Below are 19,224 nucleotides of genomic sequence, written 5' to 3' on the forward strand. Positions count from 1 at the left end.
ATGGACGACGGCCAACGTTGGGTGCCAGCGAAGTGCTATCGCTGGCGTGGTACGGAAGATACCGATATTTTTTATGCCTTAACAATATCTTTTATCTAAATGTATATATCGATAATTCATATATGAATAACCCTTTCGCGTGCCCTTCATGCGAATCGGATTTGCGCGCTTCGCTCCCTGATGTCTCCGTAGATATCGTCAGGTGCCTCGCCATGCCGGGGACCACTGGATCTTTCCCCTGCCAACCCCAGAAACCCTTGGGCTTTTTCGATGTACTTGTCCCTGTCGATGACGTAGGTGCCCCCCTTGAGCGGGTAATGGGCATAACTGGTCACGTCCTTGGCGGTCAGCACATCTCGAAGGTCGTTTTGCAAGGCAACGAGGTTGCGCCGCCCGCCGCCTCTGACCAGAGGGCTCGCCGCCCTGGCGTAGCCACCGATGCGTGTCCCGCGCAAGGCGTTGCTGCGGCCCAGCGTCACGGCGTCACCGAGGGACTCGACCGTATTGCGCAGGGCCACCGATGTCCCTCTGCCCAGCAGCTTCCCTGTCAGGGAAGCGCCGCCGGACACGACGCCCAAGGCCAGGCTGGCATAGCTCAGCACCTGGGTCGCGACGGCGTCCGGAGCCGCCTCCTCCAGCACGATGGACGCGATCGAGGCCGTACCTGACACCACCTCCAGCGTCAAGGCCGTTGCCGCCGAAAACGAGATGCCTATCAAGGGCGCGGATGCCCCCAGGGTCGCCAGGGTGAACGCAACGGAGGCGATGGCGAAAGCAGCGGTAATGCCAATCTTGATCCAGCCCCAGGTAGAGATATGGCCGGTGGGATCGCTCAGATTGATGGGGTCGCCCAGGCAATAGGCATAAGGATTGAGACCTCCCCCATCGAACGGACTCCAGTCGTCTGGCCGGTGAAATCGCATCAGTACCGGATCGTAGGCCCGATAGCCGTTGCCCAGCAGATAACAGCCGGTCAGCGGATCCTGCGGCTCGCCACCGAGACCGAACAGACTGCCCGGTCCCTCTGCCGCCGCGCGTTGCCCATAGGGCGAATAGTCATGCCGGAGACTGTCGCCGCCGGAAAGAGCCTGCAGGACATTGCCACAACCATCCGTCCTGTACAGCACCGTTTCCTGGCCCTGGGACAACGCCAGCAGCTGCCGCTCTTCATGCATGAAGCTGCGGCTATCCTGCCCCGCGACTTCGCTGCACAACTGCTCGTCGCGGTAGAAGCGCCGACAGGGCTTGTGTCCTGCCAGCTCAACGGCATGAAGGCGGTCAGAGGCATCGTACCGATAACGCGCCAATATCGACTTCGAGTCAGCCGAAGCCACACTTTCCAACCGCCCCAGTTCGTCGTAGATCAACTGATGCCCACGGCAATCGTTGAGCAGATTGCCGTCGGCGTCGTAGCGAAAGGTCGAATCGGCGGATGCATAGTCGGGGTGACTGTGGCTGACGCCGCTGAGTTGGGTTTTATCGACCAGGTCATACCGATACGTTGCCGTGTTCACGCCGCCTGGGAAATGCGTGACGACCTGGCGGATGTTGTCCAGCGCGTCATAGGTGAAGTCCTGCGAGACGATGGCCTTGCCCTGGGCATCCACTGGCGCCTGCGGTCCTTGGCAGGCGTAACGCGTCAATCGACCCCGCAGGTCATAGGCAAACGTCTCGACACGCACGGCTGCGTTGGACTTGAGCGTACGCTGGCTGAGCCTGTCGCCCGGGCCGAACGACTGGCTCACCTCGACGACATCATTTCCCTGGGAGGAGCGCCGGAGGATTTCGCGACCAAATTCGTCGTAGTCCAGTTCGGTGACCAGCGAAAGGCCCGATCGGGGATCGGTGACGGTGATGCACTTGACTTGCTCCCGGGCGTCGTAGGAGTACGTTGCACTGATGCGCTCCTGAACAGGGAGAGCAGCAGGGCCTTGGGTGATGCCCACCAGGCGTCCGGTCGGATCATAGAGGCAGGTGCGAACCGTGCCGCTGACGTCCGTGTAGCCAATCGGCTTGCCCATCAGCGAACAGGTTTGCCCGCTGTCGAACCGGTCGAGGGCCGTGACCCACGATTCCCGGCTGAGACGGCCGGAGGGACAATACTCCATGCGCCGCTGTACCAACGAGTTGGCCGATTCCTGGAGCAAACCTGTACGGGGGTCGAACCGATGGCTGGCAGCGACGGACGCCTGGCTGCCGGAGCGACTGGTGACGTCATCGGCGAGCAACGGATCGAGGGTGAACCGCAAGGTTTTTCCAGACGCGGTGCTCTTTTGCGTGGGGTTCCTGCCGGAACCCTCGTAGACCATCCGTTCGGTACGACCACCCGCCTGGTTGTGGGTCACGCGCATCAGCCCGTCGTAGGTGCGGGTTCCCAGTGCATAGCCGTTGGCGCTGATCTGTGTGGGGTAGTCCCCCTGGCTCTGGGCGGCATATTTCTTCTCGACCAGGGTACCGTCGGGCAAGGTGGTATTCAGCACGCGGCCGGCCAGATCGTAGGTGTAGCAGGTCACCCCTCCGTCGGCGGCTGTCTGCTGGATGCACCGTCTCAGGCCATCGTATTCGTAAAGGGTCACCTCTCCCACGACGCCGGAACGGTCCACGCGCTCGACCCGCGATGGCTTTTCCAGGGCGTTAATGAAGGTACGGGTCTTGCCGCCGCCCTCCTTCCACTCGGTACGGGTGCGCGCCACCGGATCGATCTCGTCATGAGTGACTTCGCGCCCGCGGCGGATGGTGCGGTTCTGATGGCCCCACTCGTCATATTCGTAGTGGGTGTCGAGGGTTTTCGGCTCGCCGTCGAACCAGTCGGTCTGTGCATCCGCCTGCAGGCGTCCCAGGCCATCGTAACTGGCCTCGTAGATCACGCGCATGGGTGCGCCGGGCATGTCGACGTCCTGCTTCTCGACCTTCACGGTACGACCCAGCCCGTCGCTGCGGGTGACGGTCAGGACGCCGCGGGCATCCTTGACGGTGACGCTGGCAAGGCCATCATCGGAGGCAGCACCGGCCTGGTAGGTGAACTGGCGCGACGCCGCATGGCCCGTGTCGGGCATCACGGTTTCACGGGTCAGTTGCCCCAGTGAGTCATATTCCATGCTGACGGTATTGCCCCCGCAATCGCAGGTCTTGACCAGCCACCCGCACACATCATGCCACTCCTGCCTCAGGTGGCTCAGCCCTTCGGCGCGGAAGGTCTGGTCGGTGCGAACGTTTTCGTCTTCATGCCGGTACGCATAGTGATGCTTGCGGCGCACGCCGCCTACGGTTTCTACCTTGCTTTGCAGACGTCCATGAAAGGCGTCCTTGACGTTGTTCACATACTTCAATCGACACGCCACCCGAGGCTCGGCGACGCCCTCCTCGCAGAGCGTCTCGCTGGCGAGCCGGACACAGCGGTGACCCGCCAGCAGCGACGGCAATTGGCTGTAGGTGTAGCGCACCACGGTGGTCGGCGCTGCGGCGAACTCGGCCGAGGCGATGATCCACTTCTGTTTCAGAAAACAAGGCACGCCTATGGGGCTGGCAGGGCAATCCGCGCTCCCTTGCGCCGGAAAATACTCATAGACTTCCCGTACGCCACCCGGGCTGGTTTTTTCCAGCAGATTGCCATGTTCGTCGTAGGAGGTATGGGTGGTCTCGACCCGACTTTTTACGGGAGTCGCGCGAGTATCGAAGAAGCTGTCGCGCACGATGCGCTGCATCTGGAACTGCGCAGGCTGATCCCTGAAAGCCCGATTGGGCACATCGTAGTATACGATTTCCCGCAACTGCATCTTGCTGCCACTGATCGTCCGTTGGGAAATCATCGAGTGGAAGCGATTGTAGGTACGTATGACCCGGGAAGACTCACGCGGCCCGCCTTTACCAGGGGCCATCTGAATCTGGGTGCAGGAGTATTCGTAATGACCGCTGACGTCATACAGCACATCACGCTCGGCAGACCAGCGTACCCCCGCGCCATGCCCTAGGAAATTACTCACGGAATATTCATACAAGGTGATGATCGCTGGCTGGCCCCCGCCAGGGGCCATGATGGATTGAGATACAACAGGCAGGTAGGGCACCGGTGCCCCGGCGGGAAGCCTGTGACCCTCGGCCTGGTACCGAAGCGTCTGCCGGGCCCCGCTTGGCTGGCTGATTTCGGTCATCAGCAGAAAACCATTGATACGCGCGTAGTCGAAGGTCCAGGTCAATGGAAGTTTTTCGGCAGTGATCAGCCTGATGTGTTGGAGCGTTCCGTTGCGCAGGACAAACAGGTACTGGAGTTTCCTTGAAGGTACGTCCGGCCACAGGGTGATGGTCGTTGCCGTCGACCTGGCTCGGGCGTAGTCGACTTTCAGGATGCGGCGATCCTGCCGGTAAACCGCCACCAGTTGCAGGCGGCCCGCGACAGGACGGTACTCGTAAAGCGTTTCCTTGCCCTCGGGGCTGTACTCCCGTGCAAGCAGCCATTCGTGGAATGTCGCACCGGGGCGCGACAGCACGTCGACTCTTCCATCGATGTACTCGATGAAAAGTTCATTGCCTTGCATCGTGACGCGCAAGTTATCGAGTTTCTTATCCTGGAAAGCCACCTGGTTTCCATCGGTGTAGAGCTGGTAGGTTTCTCCGCTCGTCAGCGTCAACTTTCGTCGGCGCTGGTCATAACTGCAGGTGCGCAAGGCCCAACCGGCGCCGAAACCCAGGTCCTGATCATTGAAGCAATCGTATGCCAGGGTCGCTGATACGCTAGATCCGACGGCGGCGTCATCCGGCGCCGCGTCCAGCGCCACGCTGCAATTGCAGCTACCCGTGCGCGGGTCCACGCCCGAACGAACAAAACTGTCGAACTTGAAGGCCGCCGAGGTCAACTGACCTTGGAGGGGTGAAGAGGTATTCATCGGTTCTTCCTTGAACGAAATGACTTTAGATTCTGGTCACGCGAACCGTCAGCGGATCATCAGACATCTCCACGCGTAAAGCATGAGGATTTCCGTACATGTCGGTCAGTTCCAGCGAAGTGCTCTTGAGAGAGCTTCTCACCCAGACCGGTCCGAGCTTCCCGTAGGCCAGAACCAATGCGACACGCCCGTTTTCGCTATGATGCCTTCCCATTGCATCCGGCCGCTCCCAAGGCACTTGAGCATTTGTATGTATAGGTCGACCATTCCCGTAGCCAATAAGGTAGTAACCCGAATAGCGCTTATCCGAACTTCCCATTCGCAATTGATAGTTCATCCAAAAACCGTCATAGAACCTCATTAGCTGTTGATCAACTACCAGATCCAACATCAGAACCTCGACCTTCTCGATATCTCCCTTCGCGCTGTAGTAGTCGAATTTGGTTCGACTAATCGAATACTGCTCGGACCTATAGACCGCCGGTTGAAGTGGGACCAACGTAAGCGTGCCCAACTCATCCTGCTTTCTGGATAGAAAGGTTTCGCCGTCTGCCCGGGTGATGCGCAACTGCAGTTCGATCGGTTTATCGGAGCTGGACGTAACGTAGAAATCCTTGGTATAGACAAACTCCCCAGACGGTACCGAGCCCCGCACGGGCAGGTTGGGAGGAAGCTGGCGGAAGCGGGCATCCTGCTGGTCGGTGTATTTCCATGCGCCGACATCACCACGATTCCTGTCCTTGATGAGCTCGGACCCTGTATGCCCATCAACCAGGACAATGGAATCGATTTCAGACTGGGTCAGGGGAAGGCTGCTGGCCAGCCAACTCTGAACCTGGACAAATACCCTTACCATCAATTGTTGATTACCGTTGCTATATAACTGGTTGCCCCCCGTCACGGAAAAAACTCCAAAATTCTCCAACCTGTGCCATCCCGATGGTTGCGTCGCGACAGGCGTATTGGTTTCGTACTTCATTTAAATCCTCATCACTCAAGTTAATTGATTCACGACCAGCACAACTCGACTGACCGCGTTGCTTTCGCCCATTCAATTAACAATTTCGAGGCATCTGCAATCAAGCGCTAAAACCACACAAATTATTTGTACAAGACACTTAAAATTCGCACATACAAAAGCAATATCTGAAAAGACGGATTTAATGCTCACATAACAAAAACCCCGACAACTCGAAAGTCGTCAGGGCAAAATATCCGGAAACTTTTTTATATGCTAAAACCGAGACCTGCAAAACACTCCAATCAATCGCCCGTTTACCCCGCTCGATAAACTTGTAGCTCTTTATCTAGTCCTTATTGAACATGCGTTAAACGCGGCAGATTAAGATGCTCCGGCAGGATGTAATCGCCTACGCTCACCAGCAATGCGAAATGAATGACGTTCTCCAGCTCCCGGGTATTGCCCGGCCAGCTGTGCTGTTCCAGCGCACGCTGTGCCGCTTCGCTGATCAGTGGCACCGCCAGGCCGAGGCGTTGGCTGTAGATGCCCAGGAAGTATTCGGCCAGAGACAGGATATCGCCCACCCGTTCGCGCAAGGGCGGCAACTCGAGCCGGCCCTCACCGAGGTAGTGATACAACCGGTCATGAAATTTCCCGGCGGCCACCGCCTGCGCCAGATCGATGCTGGTGGCCGCCACCAAGCGCACGTCCACGGGGCTGGGCTGGTGGGCGCCGACGCGGGTGACTTCGTGATTTTCCAGGGCAGCCAGCAACTTGACCTGGATCGGCAGCGGCAGGTCCCCAATCTCATCCAGGTACAGCGTGCCGCCATTGGCCGAGCCGAACCAACCGGCCCGGCTGCTGGCTGAACCGCTATGGTTGCCGGCGGCGTAACCGAACAATTCGGCATCGGCATAGGTCGGGCTGATGGCGCCGCAATTGACCGAGACGAACAACCCACCGCGATTGCTCTCGCGATGGATGTGACGGGCCAGCAATTCCTTGCCGGTGCCGGTTTCACCGCGAATCAGCACCGCGACCGAGCGCGGTGCCAGCGCTTCCAGCTCCTGGCGCAACTGTCGCGACCGTGGATCGACAAACACCAGCGCCTTGGCGCGGATGCTCAGGGGGCTTTTTTCCGCATCGGGAAAGGTCAGCAACGACTGACCGAAATGTTCATGCGAACTCATGACGACTCCCACCCTGCACCGCCGGTAAGACGCAAGGGCACTGACAAAAGGTGATTCAGGCGCGACGCAGTGCGTGATGCTGCATTCGGCTTTGCAGGCGATAGAGATACGCGAACCCCTGCTCCCAACGCTGGTGGCCGGACTTCACATTGATATGCCCCGCCCCGGCCAGGATTCCGGCCTCGGCGCCCCAGTGGCGCGCCAGCTCCAAGGCACGCGGCGCGCTCACCGCCTCGTCGTTGTCGGAACCGACTACCTGGCTTGGGAACGGCAACAGTCCGCGGGGAATCGGCGCGAAATTGCGCAATGCCGGCGCGCAGCTCGGGCGCTCCACATCCGCCGGTGCCACCAGCAATGCACCACGCACCTGCCGCAGCAATTGCAACGGCGCAGTGGCGGCCCAATGGGCAACGGTGATGCAACCCAGGCTGTGGGCGATGAGGATCACCGGTGTGCTATCGGCGGCAATGGCCTCGGCCAGGGCGGCGACCCAGTCTTCGCGCCGCGGTGTCAGCCAGTCGGCCTGCTCGACCCGGGCACTGTTGGGCAAGCTGTTGTGCCAGTGAGTCTGCCAATGATTTTCCGGCGATCCTTGCCAGCCTGGCACGATCAGGTAGCGAATCGATTCGTTGCGCATGGGTGCTCTCCTGCGTGTCTGTTCACGGAGGAGTATAGGGAGGAGTGTTATATAAGCTAAGGAATAAGAAGCTATTTATTAATTCTATTTTGAAATAACGCACGCGCTCAGCCACGCCAACCTAAGCCGGCCAGAGGGCCAACACGCCGCATCATTCGTTTCGTCCTTTGCGCAGAAACACATCCAGTTGATCCACCACCACCGCCCAATCCGCGTCTTCGAGGATTTCGTCCCGCAGCAGCTGCCGCTGGCCCTCGCTCCAGAAAAAGGCGTCCGCCAGATGCAGGCCAGGCTTGAGGGGCGAATGGCTGGCGATGAATTTATCGATGCTCTCGGCATCATCCGGCAGGCCCAGTTGCTTGAACAGCGCCGGAAGGGTGTGGATCGGGTTTTCCATGGGGGCTCCTGGCGTAGGCGGATGGCTGGGTTTCTACAGTCTAGGCGCTGTACGAAAAGCCTTGATACTCGTTCATGTTGCGTTGAAAACGTGCCTCACGTTTCAAGACTTTCCGTACAGAGTCTAGCCCGTTGCATCACCGTCGAACTGATCAAAATTCATTCAGCCCCCGGCTCGACTAGACTCAAGGTAACGTCACCACGCATGCAATGCGGAGGTTCCAGTGAACATTCGCGGCTTGACGGTCGCACTGCTACTGACCCTGGGCGGTCCGGCCCTCGCAAGCGAAGGCTTTACGCTAGCCGCTGCCGACACCTTGGGTTTCTGGCTGATTGCCCTGGGCGTGGGATTGCTGATCGCCGAGGCAGCCTTGCCCAACTACGGCGTCGCCGGGCTGGGCGGCATCATTTTGTGTGTCGTCGGCGCAATCATCCTGACCGATACCCATGTGCCTGCTCCCTTGATGATCGGACTGGGCCTGGCCAGCGGCTTGTTGCTGGTCGCCCTGCTGATTCGCGCCTTGAAAACCCGGCCGCGCCGGGCCGTCAGCGGCGATGCCGCCTTGTTGGGGAGCGTCACCACGATCACCGGGCTCCAGGCCGGCAACCCTCACCATGGCTGGGTCTGGCTGGAAGGCGAGCGCTGGCAGGTGGCATGCGCGACACCGATGCGAGCTGGGCAAGCCGTGCGGGTGACCGCCCGCAAGGGCCTGTTGCTGGAAGTGGCCCCCGCTGATTCACAAGGAGCATGAGATGGGTATGCAAATCGGTTTTGCACTACTGCTGCTGATACTGATCGCACTGGCGGCGTCGACATTCCGGATCCTGCGTGAGTATGAACGCGCGGTGGTGTTCCAGCTCGGGCGCTTCTGGCAGGTCAAGGGACCGGGGCTGATCCTGCTGATCCCGGTGGTACAGCAGATGATTCGTGTCGACCTGCGCACCATCGTGCTCGACGTACCGCCCCAGGACGTGATCACCCGCGACAACGTCTCGGTGAAGGTCAATGCGGTGTTGTATTTCCGCGTCCTCGACCCGCAGAAGGCAATCATCCAGGTGGAAAACTACCTCATGGCCACCAGTCAATTGGCGCAGACCACCCTGCGCGCCGTCCTCGGCAAGCACGACCTGGACCAGCTGCTGGCCGAACGCGAGCAATTGAACGGCGACATCCAGCAAGTGCTGGACGCCCAGACCGATGCCTGGGGCATCAAGGTGGCGAACGTCGAGATCAAGCATGTGGACCTCAACGAATCGATGATCCGCGCCATCGCCCGGCAGGCCGAGGCCGAACGGGAGCGACGAGCCAAGGTGATCCACGCCGAAGGCGAACTGCAGGCGTCGGAGAAGCTCATGCAGGCCGCTGAAATGCTCGGGCGCCAGCCAGGCGCCATGCAACTGCGCTACATGCAGACGCTCAGTTCCATTGCCGGAGACAAAAGCTCCACCATCGTTTTTCCGTTGCCCATCGAATTGCTCAAGGGAATGGCGGATTTGTCGCCGACCAAACCCTGATCAGTCTGTCCGTTGGCTGCGCAGCGCTTCCAGGGCTTCATACGGCCCATGGGCCCATTGCAGCACACGTTCACGCAGCATCGGCGAAGCCTCCCGGCGCTTGTCCTCGCTGTCGCCGGTAAATGCCTGCACCGGCTGCTTGGCATGCCGCCCCGCCGCGCTGAACGCTTGCCGGGACTGGGCCTCATCGAGGCAAAAAAGCGTCGCCAGCCTGCCCGCCATCGCCTCGGGCAGCTCGCTGTAGTTGACCGGTCTGCCGGAAAAGGCCTGGCAATGCTCCAGCCCCGCTTGCAATAGCCGTCCCAGCCGACGCGAAACGAAGTCCTCGGAGCCTGCGAAGGGCCGCCCATCGTCCAGCACGCTGGCGCCGATCATCCCCGGGACCATGTGCATGCCGGGACGACGCAGATGGGAGACGGCGATCTCCACGGGATCGCGGTACACGAACAGCCAAGGCGTATCGGCGAAGCACTGGCGCAACAACGGCAACTCACCGATATTCCAGGCGTCGAGCTTGATCACCAGGCGTCGCTCGACACCTCGGCGGCGTTGTCCATAAGCCGAAAGCAGCCCCTTGAGTGCCGCACAGCGTTCGGTGTGGGGCAAGTCGCTACGCAGCAGGCTGTCCAGGGGCGGCGCTTCGCAGATGACGATATGGTCGTCCAGTTGCGCCAGCATCTGGCTGATCAAAGTCGAGCCACAGCGCGAGGCATGGAAAATGAACACGTCGGGTTCAAGGCCAGGGCTTTGCCGTTGCCAATGCTCAAGGCTGCCCAAGGGCGTCTGGCGACGAAACGCCTGGTTGAAGGGCAGGCGCAGGGCATCTTCCACCGCGTCGCCGAAAAACGGTTGCGACAACCGTCGGTCACCGAACCAGCACCAATCGACCCGCCACTGCCCGCCCTCCTGCCACACGCGGATCGGCAGCCAACCCTCCAGGTTCAAGCCTTCCATTGCTCACTCCATTGGCGACGTCCGTCGCGCATGGCCGTGCGCAGTTCCTCGCGAGTGAAATGCAGCCCCTGCCGGGCCCCCGCCTCCAAGGCGCAGTCGATGAAGGCCTCCACCTCCTGCAGGCCCTGCAAGGTACGGGCGAGTTGGGGATCGGCTTCCACTTGCCGTTGAAAACGCATGAAATCGCTCTGCCCGCCGCGAGCGGCCGGCGTGGTGGGCAGCCCTTCGCATATCAGCTGTTCCAGCCAGGGGCCAGGCCGGCAGTCGAGTACCAGATGAACGCGTGGCAGCGTATCTCGATTGTCGACGCGATGGGGTCGTGACAAATCGAGATACCAGCACTCACCGGCGGTCATGGGGATACGTTGTCCATCCAGCCAGAAGTCCACTTCAGGCGGACTGAGCAACGGCACGTGCAGGCGCAGGTCGCCGTCCGGCCCACCCAGATCGTAGTCACGGTGTTCATGGATCTGTGCGCCGGGCCCCAGGCGCAACAGCCGGGCCGCGGCGATGTCCAGGGGCCAGTCACGCAACGCCTCCTGCCAGCGTCCATCCCTTGACCAAGGCAGGCGACACAAGGGCTGGCCACGGCCGGGCGCCAGTTCGGTCAGGGCATCGGCCGCTGAAATCAGCGCCACGCCGCTCCAGTCACCCTTGTAATAGGCGCTGTTGAAATGCCCCTGCCAGCGCTCTTCCTCAATGGCCGCCAACGCTTGCAACAGCAAGGGCAGGTTCACGGCCACCGGCAGCCGGGAAAAAGCCGGGCGCGCCATGACGCTACCTGTCAGTGCGCTGCCGCCGTCCTTGGCACCGTGATATCGCCCTGGGCCCAGGCCGCTTCACGGTTGGCCAGCGCCGTGGCGATCGACTGCACCTGGGTCGACTGTACTTCGTCAGGCAACGGGTCGAGACCGGCACTGGCGAAGATCTGGCCATAGGCGTTGCGCAGATCGGCATAGGACAGGTCCCGCCGCAGATCGGCCTGCAAGGTGTTGAGCTCACCCTGGATCAGGTCCAGCTCGCCGATGCCGGCGGCCTGATGACGGCTGCGCAACTGCCCGACGATTTGTCCATCGATATCCGACAGTTGCTGGTTGGTCTTGAACTGACGCAGTGCATCGCGGTAGTTGGCATTGGCGACATACAGTTGCGCCAGCACGGCGATCGACATGGCCTGACGCCGCGCCGCCGCCACTTCTTCACCGGCCTTGGCCACATCGATGGCCGCCGGGGCGGAGATCACATTGAACAGGTTCCAGGTGACCTTCACGCCATAGTCTGCCCAGCCCTGCTCCACCAGAAACGAGTTGCTGTCGTAGTGCCCGCCCGCGGAGAACTCCAGCCCCGGCAACAGGCGCAGCATGGCCTTGCGGGTCTCGGCAGCGGTAATGCGCGTCTGGTAATCCTGCTCGCGCAGTTCAGGACGGCTGGCCAGGGCTTCCTGTTCCAGCCGGGCCATGTCGACCTTGAGTTCGGGGATCTCGTACTGATCCGGAGTTGCCAGGGTCAGTTCGGTGCCCAGCGGCAGATTGATCAGGGTCGCCAGTTCGGTCTTGGCCAGGGACAACGCCCGCCGTTGTTCTTCGAGCTGGCGAGTCGCCTGGATCAGCGAACGCTGGTACCCCAGGGCCTGCACCGGGTCACCGATGCGCTGTTCGCTCATGCTCTGGCTGTTGTTGCGCGCAGCCTCCACCCGAGCCATCAGGCTGTCGATCTGCTTGAGCAGGCGCTCGGCAGCCATGGCGCGCCAATAGGCCGAACGCACGTCCTGGACGATGGTGTTGATCACCTTGCGCCGGCGCTCCTGCACGATCAGGCGCTGGTCGCCGGCCTGCTTGGCGCTGATGTAGCTGACGCCAAAATCGAGCACGTTCCAGACCATGGTGAGGTCGGCCACTTCGCGATCGCGGTCCTGGGAAGTCGACGGCTCCAGGGACTGGGTACCGGTCTCCACGCTCTGGCTGCTGGAGGCGTTGACGTTATTGCGCCCTACGTAGCCGGCGTCCAGGGCCATGCGCGGCAGCATGTCGAAACTGGCCAGGTCCAGCTGTCGCTTGGCCAGGGCTTCCTCCATGACCTTCAATCGGCCTTCCAGGTTGTACTTCACCGCCCGGGCCATGGCCTGGTGCAAGGTCAACGGGCCGTTGAGAGGCTCCTGATCCTTGTACATATTCTGCCGATCGGTCCTGGCGCGTTCCTCGCTGACACTGCGATCGATCGGCTCGCTGGTCACCGCACACCCGCTGACCACCAATGCCAGCAGACTCATACCGAATAACTTCTGACTTCTATTCATTCCCTGGATTGCCCCTGGCTGCCGCTCATTTTTTTAAGTTGTTCAGGCCGGTACCTGGCTGATGCCGACCTGTTGCAAAGCCTTCGCCAGGCTGTCGACCTGACGCTGTTCAGTGTCTTTGATCTGCTGCAGCTGCTGACCCAGGGTCGGAGCGCCAAATACCCCTCGCACGCCCTGGGACACATCACCGCCCTGCATGGAGCGGTCGTCGAAGGCGTCCATCGACTCGCCTTCGGCCCCCGAATCCTGGTTGAACAGGCTCGACAGGGTGCTGCTGCCAAAGACTCCGCCATCCCCTCCGCCAAAACCGAGGAAGCCCTGGCCCGAACCGTCACCCGTAGCATCGTTGCCGAAGACCTGGGCGATGTAGCTTGGCGCCAGCGCCCCACGGTTGATGAAGATATCGCCGATGGGCCGCAGGCCGCCGCCCACGTCCCGTTGTTCGAACAAAGGCGGGAAGCCCAGCGGCGAACCCAGGTCCCCCGTTGGCGGTGTGAAGACTATCGGCTGCAACGGCACCTCGGAGACCGGGATGACCGTCACGGGATCCGTCGTCAGGAATTCCGGCGGCGGCTTCACGTCGTTGGGCACCACGGTGTCGATGGCATAGTTGTTGGACACCGCCACGCTGGATCCGGCGTTACCCGCCAGGTCGGTGACGTTGCTGGTGTCCAGGGCGATGAAGTTGCTCGGATCGGTCAGGTTCACCGTCGGGGTGAACGTCGCGGTCCAGGTCCTGCCACCGTCGGTGGTGGTCAGGTTGCTCAGTTCACCGTTGGTGACGCTGAGGTCCGACAGGTCGAAATCGGTCACCGCCTCGCTGAAGGTGAAGGTCACCTGGGTAGTCTGGCCAACACCCAGGCTCGGGTTGGCAACGACGATGGTCGCGGTCGGCCGGGTGGCGTCGAGTGCGTAGTTGCCGGAGATGGCAATGCCAACCCCCGCGTTGCCAGCGACATCCTGCACGGTGCTGGCGTCCAGCAGGATCAGGTTGGTGGTGTCGCTGACACCCGCCGTCGGCGTCAGGGTCGCGGTCCAGGTCAGGCCGCCATCGCTGCTGGCCAGGTTGGACAGCACACCGTTGGCGACGCTGAGGTCCGACAGATCGAACCCGGTCACCGCCTCGGTGAAGCTGATGGTCACGGTGGTGGTCTGGCCGATGCCCAGGGTGCTGTCGCTCACCACGATGGTCGCGCCCGGACGCACGGTGTCGATCGCATAGTTATTGGAGTCCACCACGCCAGCACCACTGTTGCCCGACACGTTGGTCACGCCGCTGGTGTCCAGGCTGATGAGGTTGCTGGTGTCGCTGACATTGGTGCCCGGCGTGAAGGTGGCCGTCCAGGTCACGCCGCCGTCGGTCGATGACACGTTGCTCAAGGTGCCGTTGCTCACGCTCAGGTCGCTGTTGTCGAAACCGCTCACCGCCTCCGAGAACGTGATGGTCACCAACGACGTCTCCCCGGCCTTGAGGGCATTGTCAGCCACGACGACCGTAGCGGTAGGCAGTCGGGTCTCGACTGCATAGTTGGCCGAATTGGTCGTACCGGCCCCGGCGTTGCCGGCGGCGTCGCTCACCCCGCTGTTGTCCAGGGTGATGAGGTTGGTGGCATCGCTCACACCCACCGTCGGTGTGAAGGTAGCCGTCCAGGTCAGACCGCCGTCGCTGCTGCTGACGGCACTCAGGGTACCGTTGGCAACGCTCAGGTCGTCATTGCTCAAGCCCGTCACCGCCTCACTGAAGGTGATAGTCACCTGGGCGGTTTCCCCGGGCCTCAGCGTCGAGTCGCTCAGCACGACAGTGGCCGTGGGGCGAAGGCTGTCGACACTGTAGCTGTTGGAATTGGTCGTGCCGCTGCCGACGTTGCCCGCCAGGTCGGCAATGCCGCCATTGGCGAGGGTGATGATGTTGCTGGTGTCGGTGACCCCGTTGGTGGGTGTGAAGGTGGCGGTCCAGGTAATGCCGCCATCGCTGGTGCTCAGCCCGGTGAGCGTGCCGTTGGCGACTGTCAGGTCGGCGCTGGTGAAGCCGGCCACCGCCTCGCTGAAGGTGATGGTCACCAGCGAGGTTTCGCCAGCGGCGATGGCCGTGTCGGCCACCACGATGGTCGCGGTGGGACGCACGGTATCGACCGCATAGTTGTTGGAGTCGGTGGTGCCCACGCCGGCGTTGTTCGCGCCATTGCGCACCCCGGTGTTGTCCAGGGTGATGACGTTGCTGGTATCGGAGATACCGACACTCGGGGTGAATGTCGCCGTCCAGGTAACGCCTCCATCGATGGACGAGACATTGCTCAGCGTCCCGTTGCGGATCGTCAGGTCGCTGTTGTCGAACCCATTCACCGCTTCATTGAAGGTGATGGTCACCGTCGTGGTTTCACCGATGCTCAGCGACGAGTCGGCGATGACCACGGTCGCCGTCGGCACGTTGGTGTCGACCTGGTAGTTGTTCGAATTGGTGGTACCGGTACCGGTGTTGCCCGCCGCGTCGCTGACGCCGGTATTGGCCAGTACGATGACGTTGCTGGCGTCGACGACCCCGAGGGCGGGCGTGAAGGTGGCGGTCCAGGTGATGCCGCCGTCGCTGCTGCTGACCGCGCTCAGGGTACCGTTGGTCACGGTCAGGTCCGAATTGTCGAAGCCGCTTACCGCCTCGCTGAAGGTGATGGTCACCAGCGAGGTTTCGCCGACACTCAGCGAGGTGTCCGCAACCACGATGGTGGCGGTGGGACGCAGCGTATCGACGACGTAGTTGTTGGAATCGGTGCTGCCGCTGCCGGCGTTGCCCGCCACGTCCGTGACGCCGGAGTTGCCCAAGGTAATCAGGTTGCTGGCGTCGGAAACACCGACCGACGGTGTGAAAGTGGCGGTATAGGTGATGTTGTCGCTGGTGCTCAGCCCGCTCAGGCTGCCGTTGGCAACGGTCAGGTCCGCCAGGGTGAAACCGGTCACCGCCTCGCTGAACGTGATGGTGACCACCGAGGTTTCGCCCGCGCCCAGGGTGTTGTCGGCCACCACGATGCTTGCGGTGGGTCGCTGGGTGTCGATGGCGTAGTTGTTGGAGTCGGTGGTTCCGCTGCCGGCGTTGCCCGCCGCATCGCTCACACCGGTGTTGTCCAGGGTGATGAGGTTGGAGGTGTCCGTGATGTTGGTCGCCGGCGTGAAGGTCGCGGTCCAGGTAATGCCGCCATCGCCGCTGCTCAAGCCGATGAGCGTGCCGTTGGTGACCGTCAGGTCGGCGGCGGTGAAGCCGGTCACGGCTTCGTTGAAGGTGATGGTCACCAGGGAGGTTTCGCCGATCCTCAAGGCGTTGTCGGCCACGACGATGGTAGCGGTCGGACGCTGGGTGTCGACGGCATAGTTGTTGGAGCTGGTGGTACCGGTGCCGGCGTTGCCTGCCAGGTCCAGCACCCCGGTATTGGCCAGCACGACCAGGTTGGTCGCGTCGCTGATACTGGAGCTCGGCGTCAGGGTAGCGGTCCAGGTGATGCCGCCATCGCTGCTGCTCAGGCCACTCAGGGAGCCGTTGGCAACGGTCAGGTCCGCCAGGGTGAAACCGGTCACGGCCTCGCTGAAGGTGATGGTCACCAGGGACGTTTCGCCGGCGCTCAGCGCCGTATCGGCCACCACGATGGTAGCCGTCGGGCGCAGCGTATCGATCGCATAGTTGTTGGAATCGGTCGTGCCGGTATTCACGTTTCCGGACAGGTCGGCAATGCTGCCACTGTTCAACGAGACCAGGTTAGTGGTGTCGCTGATGCTGGCGCTCGGGGTCAATGTCCCGGTCCAGGTGATGCCGCCATCGCTGCTGCTCAGGCCGGTTATCGTGCCGTTGGCGACGGTCAGGTCGGCGGTGGTGAAGCCGGTCACGGCCTCGCTGAAGGTAATGGTCACCAGGGAAGTTTCACCGACGCTCAGCGCTGTATCCGTCACCACGATAGTGGCGGTTGGACGGGCGGTGTCGATGGCATAGTTGTTCGAGTTGGTCGTTCCCGTACCCGCGTTGCCGGACAGGTCGGCAACGCCGGTATTGTCCAGGGTCACCAGGTTGCTGGTGTCGGTGACGCTGGCGTCCGGGGTCAGGGTGGCCGTCCAGGTGATACCGCCGTCGGCACTGCTCAGGCCGGTGAGCGTGCCGTTGGCGACCGTCAGGTCGGCCGTGGTGAGACCGGTTACCGCTTCGCTGAAGGTGATGGTCACCAGGGAGGTTTCACCGGCCCTGAGTGCGGTGTCGGACACCACGATGGAAGCGGTGGGAAGCACGGTGTCGTTGACCGCGTAGTTGTTCGAATCGGTGGTGCCCACGCCGGCGTTGCCGGCCAGGTCCGAGACCCCGGTGTTGTTCAGGGTGATGAGGTTGGTGGTATCGGTGATGTTGCTGGCCGCGGTCAGGGTGCCGGTCCAGGTGACACCGCCGTCGCCGCTGGTCAGCGTACCGATGGTGCCGTTCTGCACCGTCAGGTCCGAGGCGCTCAGGCCCGTCACGGCTTCGGAGAAGGTGATGGTCACCAGCGACGTGGCGCCGGAGTTCAAGCTGGTGTTAGCGACCACGATGGTCGCGGTAGGTGGGGTTTCGTCCGGTACATAGTTGGTATTGATGGTACCGCCGTCGCCATAGACATTGGCCACCGACGCCGGAGTGACACCGGCCGTGCCGGCACTCGTCCCGCCAATGCCGCTGCCGCCGGCGTTGCCGCTCATCGCCGCGAAGTTGGCAGCGGTGATCAGCACCGCCCCCCTGTTCCAGATCGCGCCGACACCGACGCCGCCCGCGCCGCCCGCCTGGGTGTAGCCCCCGCCGGCACCACCACCGCCACCACCGCCGCCTGCGCCGACGTTGTTGGAGATGACCGAGTTGCCGATGATCCGCAGGGTCGCGCCGGTGTCGTTGTAGATACCGCCGACCGCGCCACCGCCGGCACCGCCGATGTCGTTATAACCGTCGCCGCCGCCACCACCACCAATGGACAACCCGGCGCTGGAGGCCGAGCCACCGGCAGAACCGGTGCTGTAGCCGGGATAGGCAGCGCCGCCGGCACCGCCGGTAGAAGAGCCGCCACGGCCGCCGATATTGAAGAAGCCACCACCGGCACCGCCCTGGTTGGTCGAGCCAAGGGAGCCCGAGGAATTGAGCGTATCGCCACCGCGACCGCCGATCCCTCCGCCGACCGCGCCGCCGCCACCGCCGCCGCCACCGGCGTATTCCGGCGTCACACCGCCACCGCCACCGCCGCCTGCCGCCACGTTGGCAGTGACCGTGACGTTACGCAGGGTCAAGGTGCCGGCGTTGTAGATCCCGCCGCCCTTGGCCACCAGCGCATCGTCGCCGCCATTACCACCATTGCCCGAGACGATGCCACGGGTAATCACCAGGCCGTCGAGGGTGGCCGTGGTACCAGACGTCACGCTGATGACCTGGGTACGGAACTGGCCATCCAGGGTGACATCGGCAACGTTGTCATTGTTGAGGTCGCCATCGATGGTGACGTTCCTGTTCACCACCAGTACCTGGGTCAGGGCGACGGTCATGCTGCTGTTGAAGGTGACGATGTCGCCGTTCTGCGCAGAACCCAAGGCCGCGCGCAAGGAGCCCACGCCGGAATTGGCGTTGTTGGTGGCGGTCCAGGTGGCCAGGCCCCACTGGTATTCGCTCATGGCCTTGGCCGACAGCACATTGGCGCTTTCGATGTTGCCGGTGGCGATTTCCAGGTCCCAGTCACCGCCCAGGCCCGTGCGGTCGTTGGATGCCGCCACGTCGCGGCCGGTCAACTGCGCCAGGGAATCCACCAGGCTCAGGCCGCGATCACCTTCGGCGGTGTAGCAGCCATAGATCAGGATATCGCCGCCAACATTCATGTCCTGGCCGATCTGCGCCAGCACTTCGCTGCGGGCCTGGACGTTATCCGCCGACAGGTAGCTGTTGCCCAGCCACAAGTCCCCGGCATTACCGTGGGCGATGATCTGCACCGAGCTGATGCCCTGGTGGGTGTCCAGGTAATCGGCGATCTGTTGCAGGCCATCCTTGCCGGCATCCAGCTGCACCACCTGGGTGCCGGGCGCCACGCCTTGCAGCAGGTTGGCGGCATCCTTGACCCGAGAATCGACAAACACCACTGACTTGCCCGGAACGGCGGCCTGGGTGGCATCCACCTGGCCCTGGGGCGCATGGCTGCTATCGGCCGACTGGTCGGCGGTGGGCGTCTTGGCGGCTTCGGCCGTGGGCTGGGCGTCCGGCTGCGCCGCGTCGGCCACGGTGGCGGCCACCGCGCCGTCGAACAGCATTCGCGGCTCCAGGGACATGATCATTGGCGATGCCAGGGCCTGTGCACCCTCGGTTACCCGCGATTTACCTTTGCTCCACCACATGACGATCACCTGGACTCGAACTTCTT

At 62.3% G+C, this 19,224-nt stretch carries 10 protein-coding genes and 1 pseudogene; 2 read left to right on the forward strand and 9 right to left on the reverse strand.

The window, feature by feature from the left end:
- Nucleotides 1-146: 146 nt before the first annotated feature.
- The 5 genes and pseudogenes from BLP99_RS20485 to BLP99_RS20505 form a co-directional block, all read right to left on the reverse strand.
- A complete protein-coding gene (locus BLP99_RS20485; RefSeq protein WP_092181566.1) occupies nt 147-4,883 on the reverse strand; it encodes an RHS repeat domain-containing protein in 4,737 nt (1,578 codons plus the stop codon).
- Between the two features lie 25 nt (nt 4,884-4,908).
- Complete coding sequence (locus BLP99_RS20490) at nt 4,909-5,862, reverse strand: hypothetical protein (RefSeq protein ID WP_072397657.1); 954 nt, start codon at nt 5,860-5,862, stop codon at nt 4,909-4,911.
- Nucleotides 5,863-6,218: 356 nt separating this feature from the next.
- Nucleotides 6,219-7,034, reverse strand: a pseudogene (locus BLP99_RS20495) (sigma 54-interacting transcriptional regulator); the annotation flags it as partial.
- Between the two features lie 55 nt (nt 7,035-7,089).
- Nucleotides 7,090-7,671, reverse strand: coding sequence for an alpha/beta hydrolase (locus BLP99_RS20500; protein ID WP_072397655.1), 582 nt, complete (start codon nt 7,669-7,671; stop codon nt 7,090-7,092).
- Nucleotides 7,672-7,822: 151 nt separating this feature from the next.
- A complete protein-coding gene (locus BLP99_RS20505; protein WP_072397653.1) occupies nt 7,823-8,068 on the reverse strand; it encodes a DUF2789 domain-containing protein in 246 nt (81 codons plus the stop codon).
- Nucleotides 8,069-8,291: 223 nt separating this feature from the next.
- On the opposite strand from BLP99_RS20505, the gene BLP99_RS20510 reads away from it, so the two are divergent.
- Both BLP99_RS20510 and BLP99_RS20515 read left to right on the forward strand, forming a co-directional pair.
- Nucleotides 8,292-8,819, forward strand: a complete 528-nt coding sequence (locus tag BLP99_RS20510; RefSeq protein WP_076405765.1) for an NfeD family protein — start codon at nt 8,292-8,294, stop codon at nt 8,817-8,819.
- Between the two features lies 1 nt (nt 8,820).
- A complete protein-coding gene (locus tag BLP99_RS20515) occupies nt 8,821-9,582 on the forward strand; it encodes a slipin family protein (RefSeq protein ID WP_072397649.1) in 762 nt (253 codons plus the stop codon).
- Here BLP99_RS20515 and BLP99_RS20520 read toward each other — a convergent pair whose 3' ends face one another.
- Genes BLP99_RS20520 through BLP99_RS20535 form a run of 4 tightly spaced genes read right to left on the reverse strand, consistent with a single transcriptional unit; the run spans nt 9,583 to nt 19,198 of the window.
- The gene (locus tag BLP99_RS20520) at nt 9,583-10,536 is read right to left on the reverse strand and encodes a sulfotransferase family protein (protein ID WP_072397647.1); all 954 of its coding nucleotides are present in this window, start codon (nt 10,534-10,536) and stop codon (nt 9,583-9,585) included.
- Nucleotides 10,524-11,309, reverse strand: a complete 786-nt coding sequence (locus BLP99_RS20525) for an aspartyl/asparaginyl beta-hydroxylase domain-containing protein (protein ID WP_072397645.1) — start codon at nt 11,307-11,309, stop codon at nt 10,524-10,526. The genes BLP99_RS20520 and BLP99_RS20525 overlap by 13 nt, the downstream gene beginning before the upstream one ends.
- A gap of 11 nt (nt 11,310-11,320) precedes the next feature.
- Entirely contained in the window at nt 11,321-12,832 is a 1,512-nt protein-coding gene (locus BLP99_RS20530) for a TolC family protein (protein WP_072397643.1), read from the reverse strand.
- A 42-nt stretch (nt 12,833-12,874) separates the two neighbouring features.
- Nucleotides 12,875-19,198 carry an Ig-like domain-containing protein gene (locus BLP99_RS20535; protein WP_072397641.1) on the reverse strand — a complete coding sequence of 2,108 codons (6,324 nt, stop codon included), beginning with the start codon at nt 19,196-19,198 and terminating at the stop codon, nt 12,875-12,877.
- Between the last annotated feature and the right edge of the window lie 26 nt (nt 19,199-19,224).

It is taken from the genome of Pseudomonas sp. NFACC32-1 (assembly GCF_900101215.1).
Classification (GTDB): domain Bacteria; phylum Pseudomonadota; class Gammaproteobacteria; order Pseudomonadales; family Pseudomonadaceae; genus Aquipseudomonas.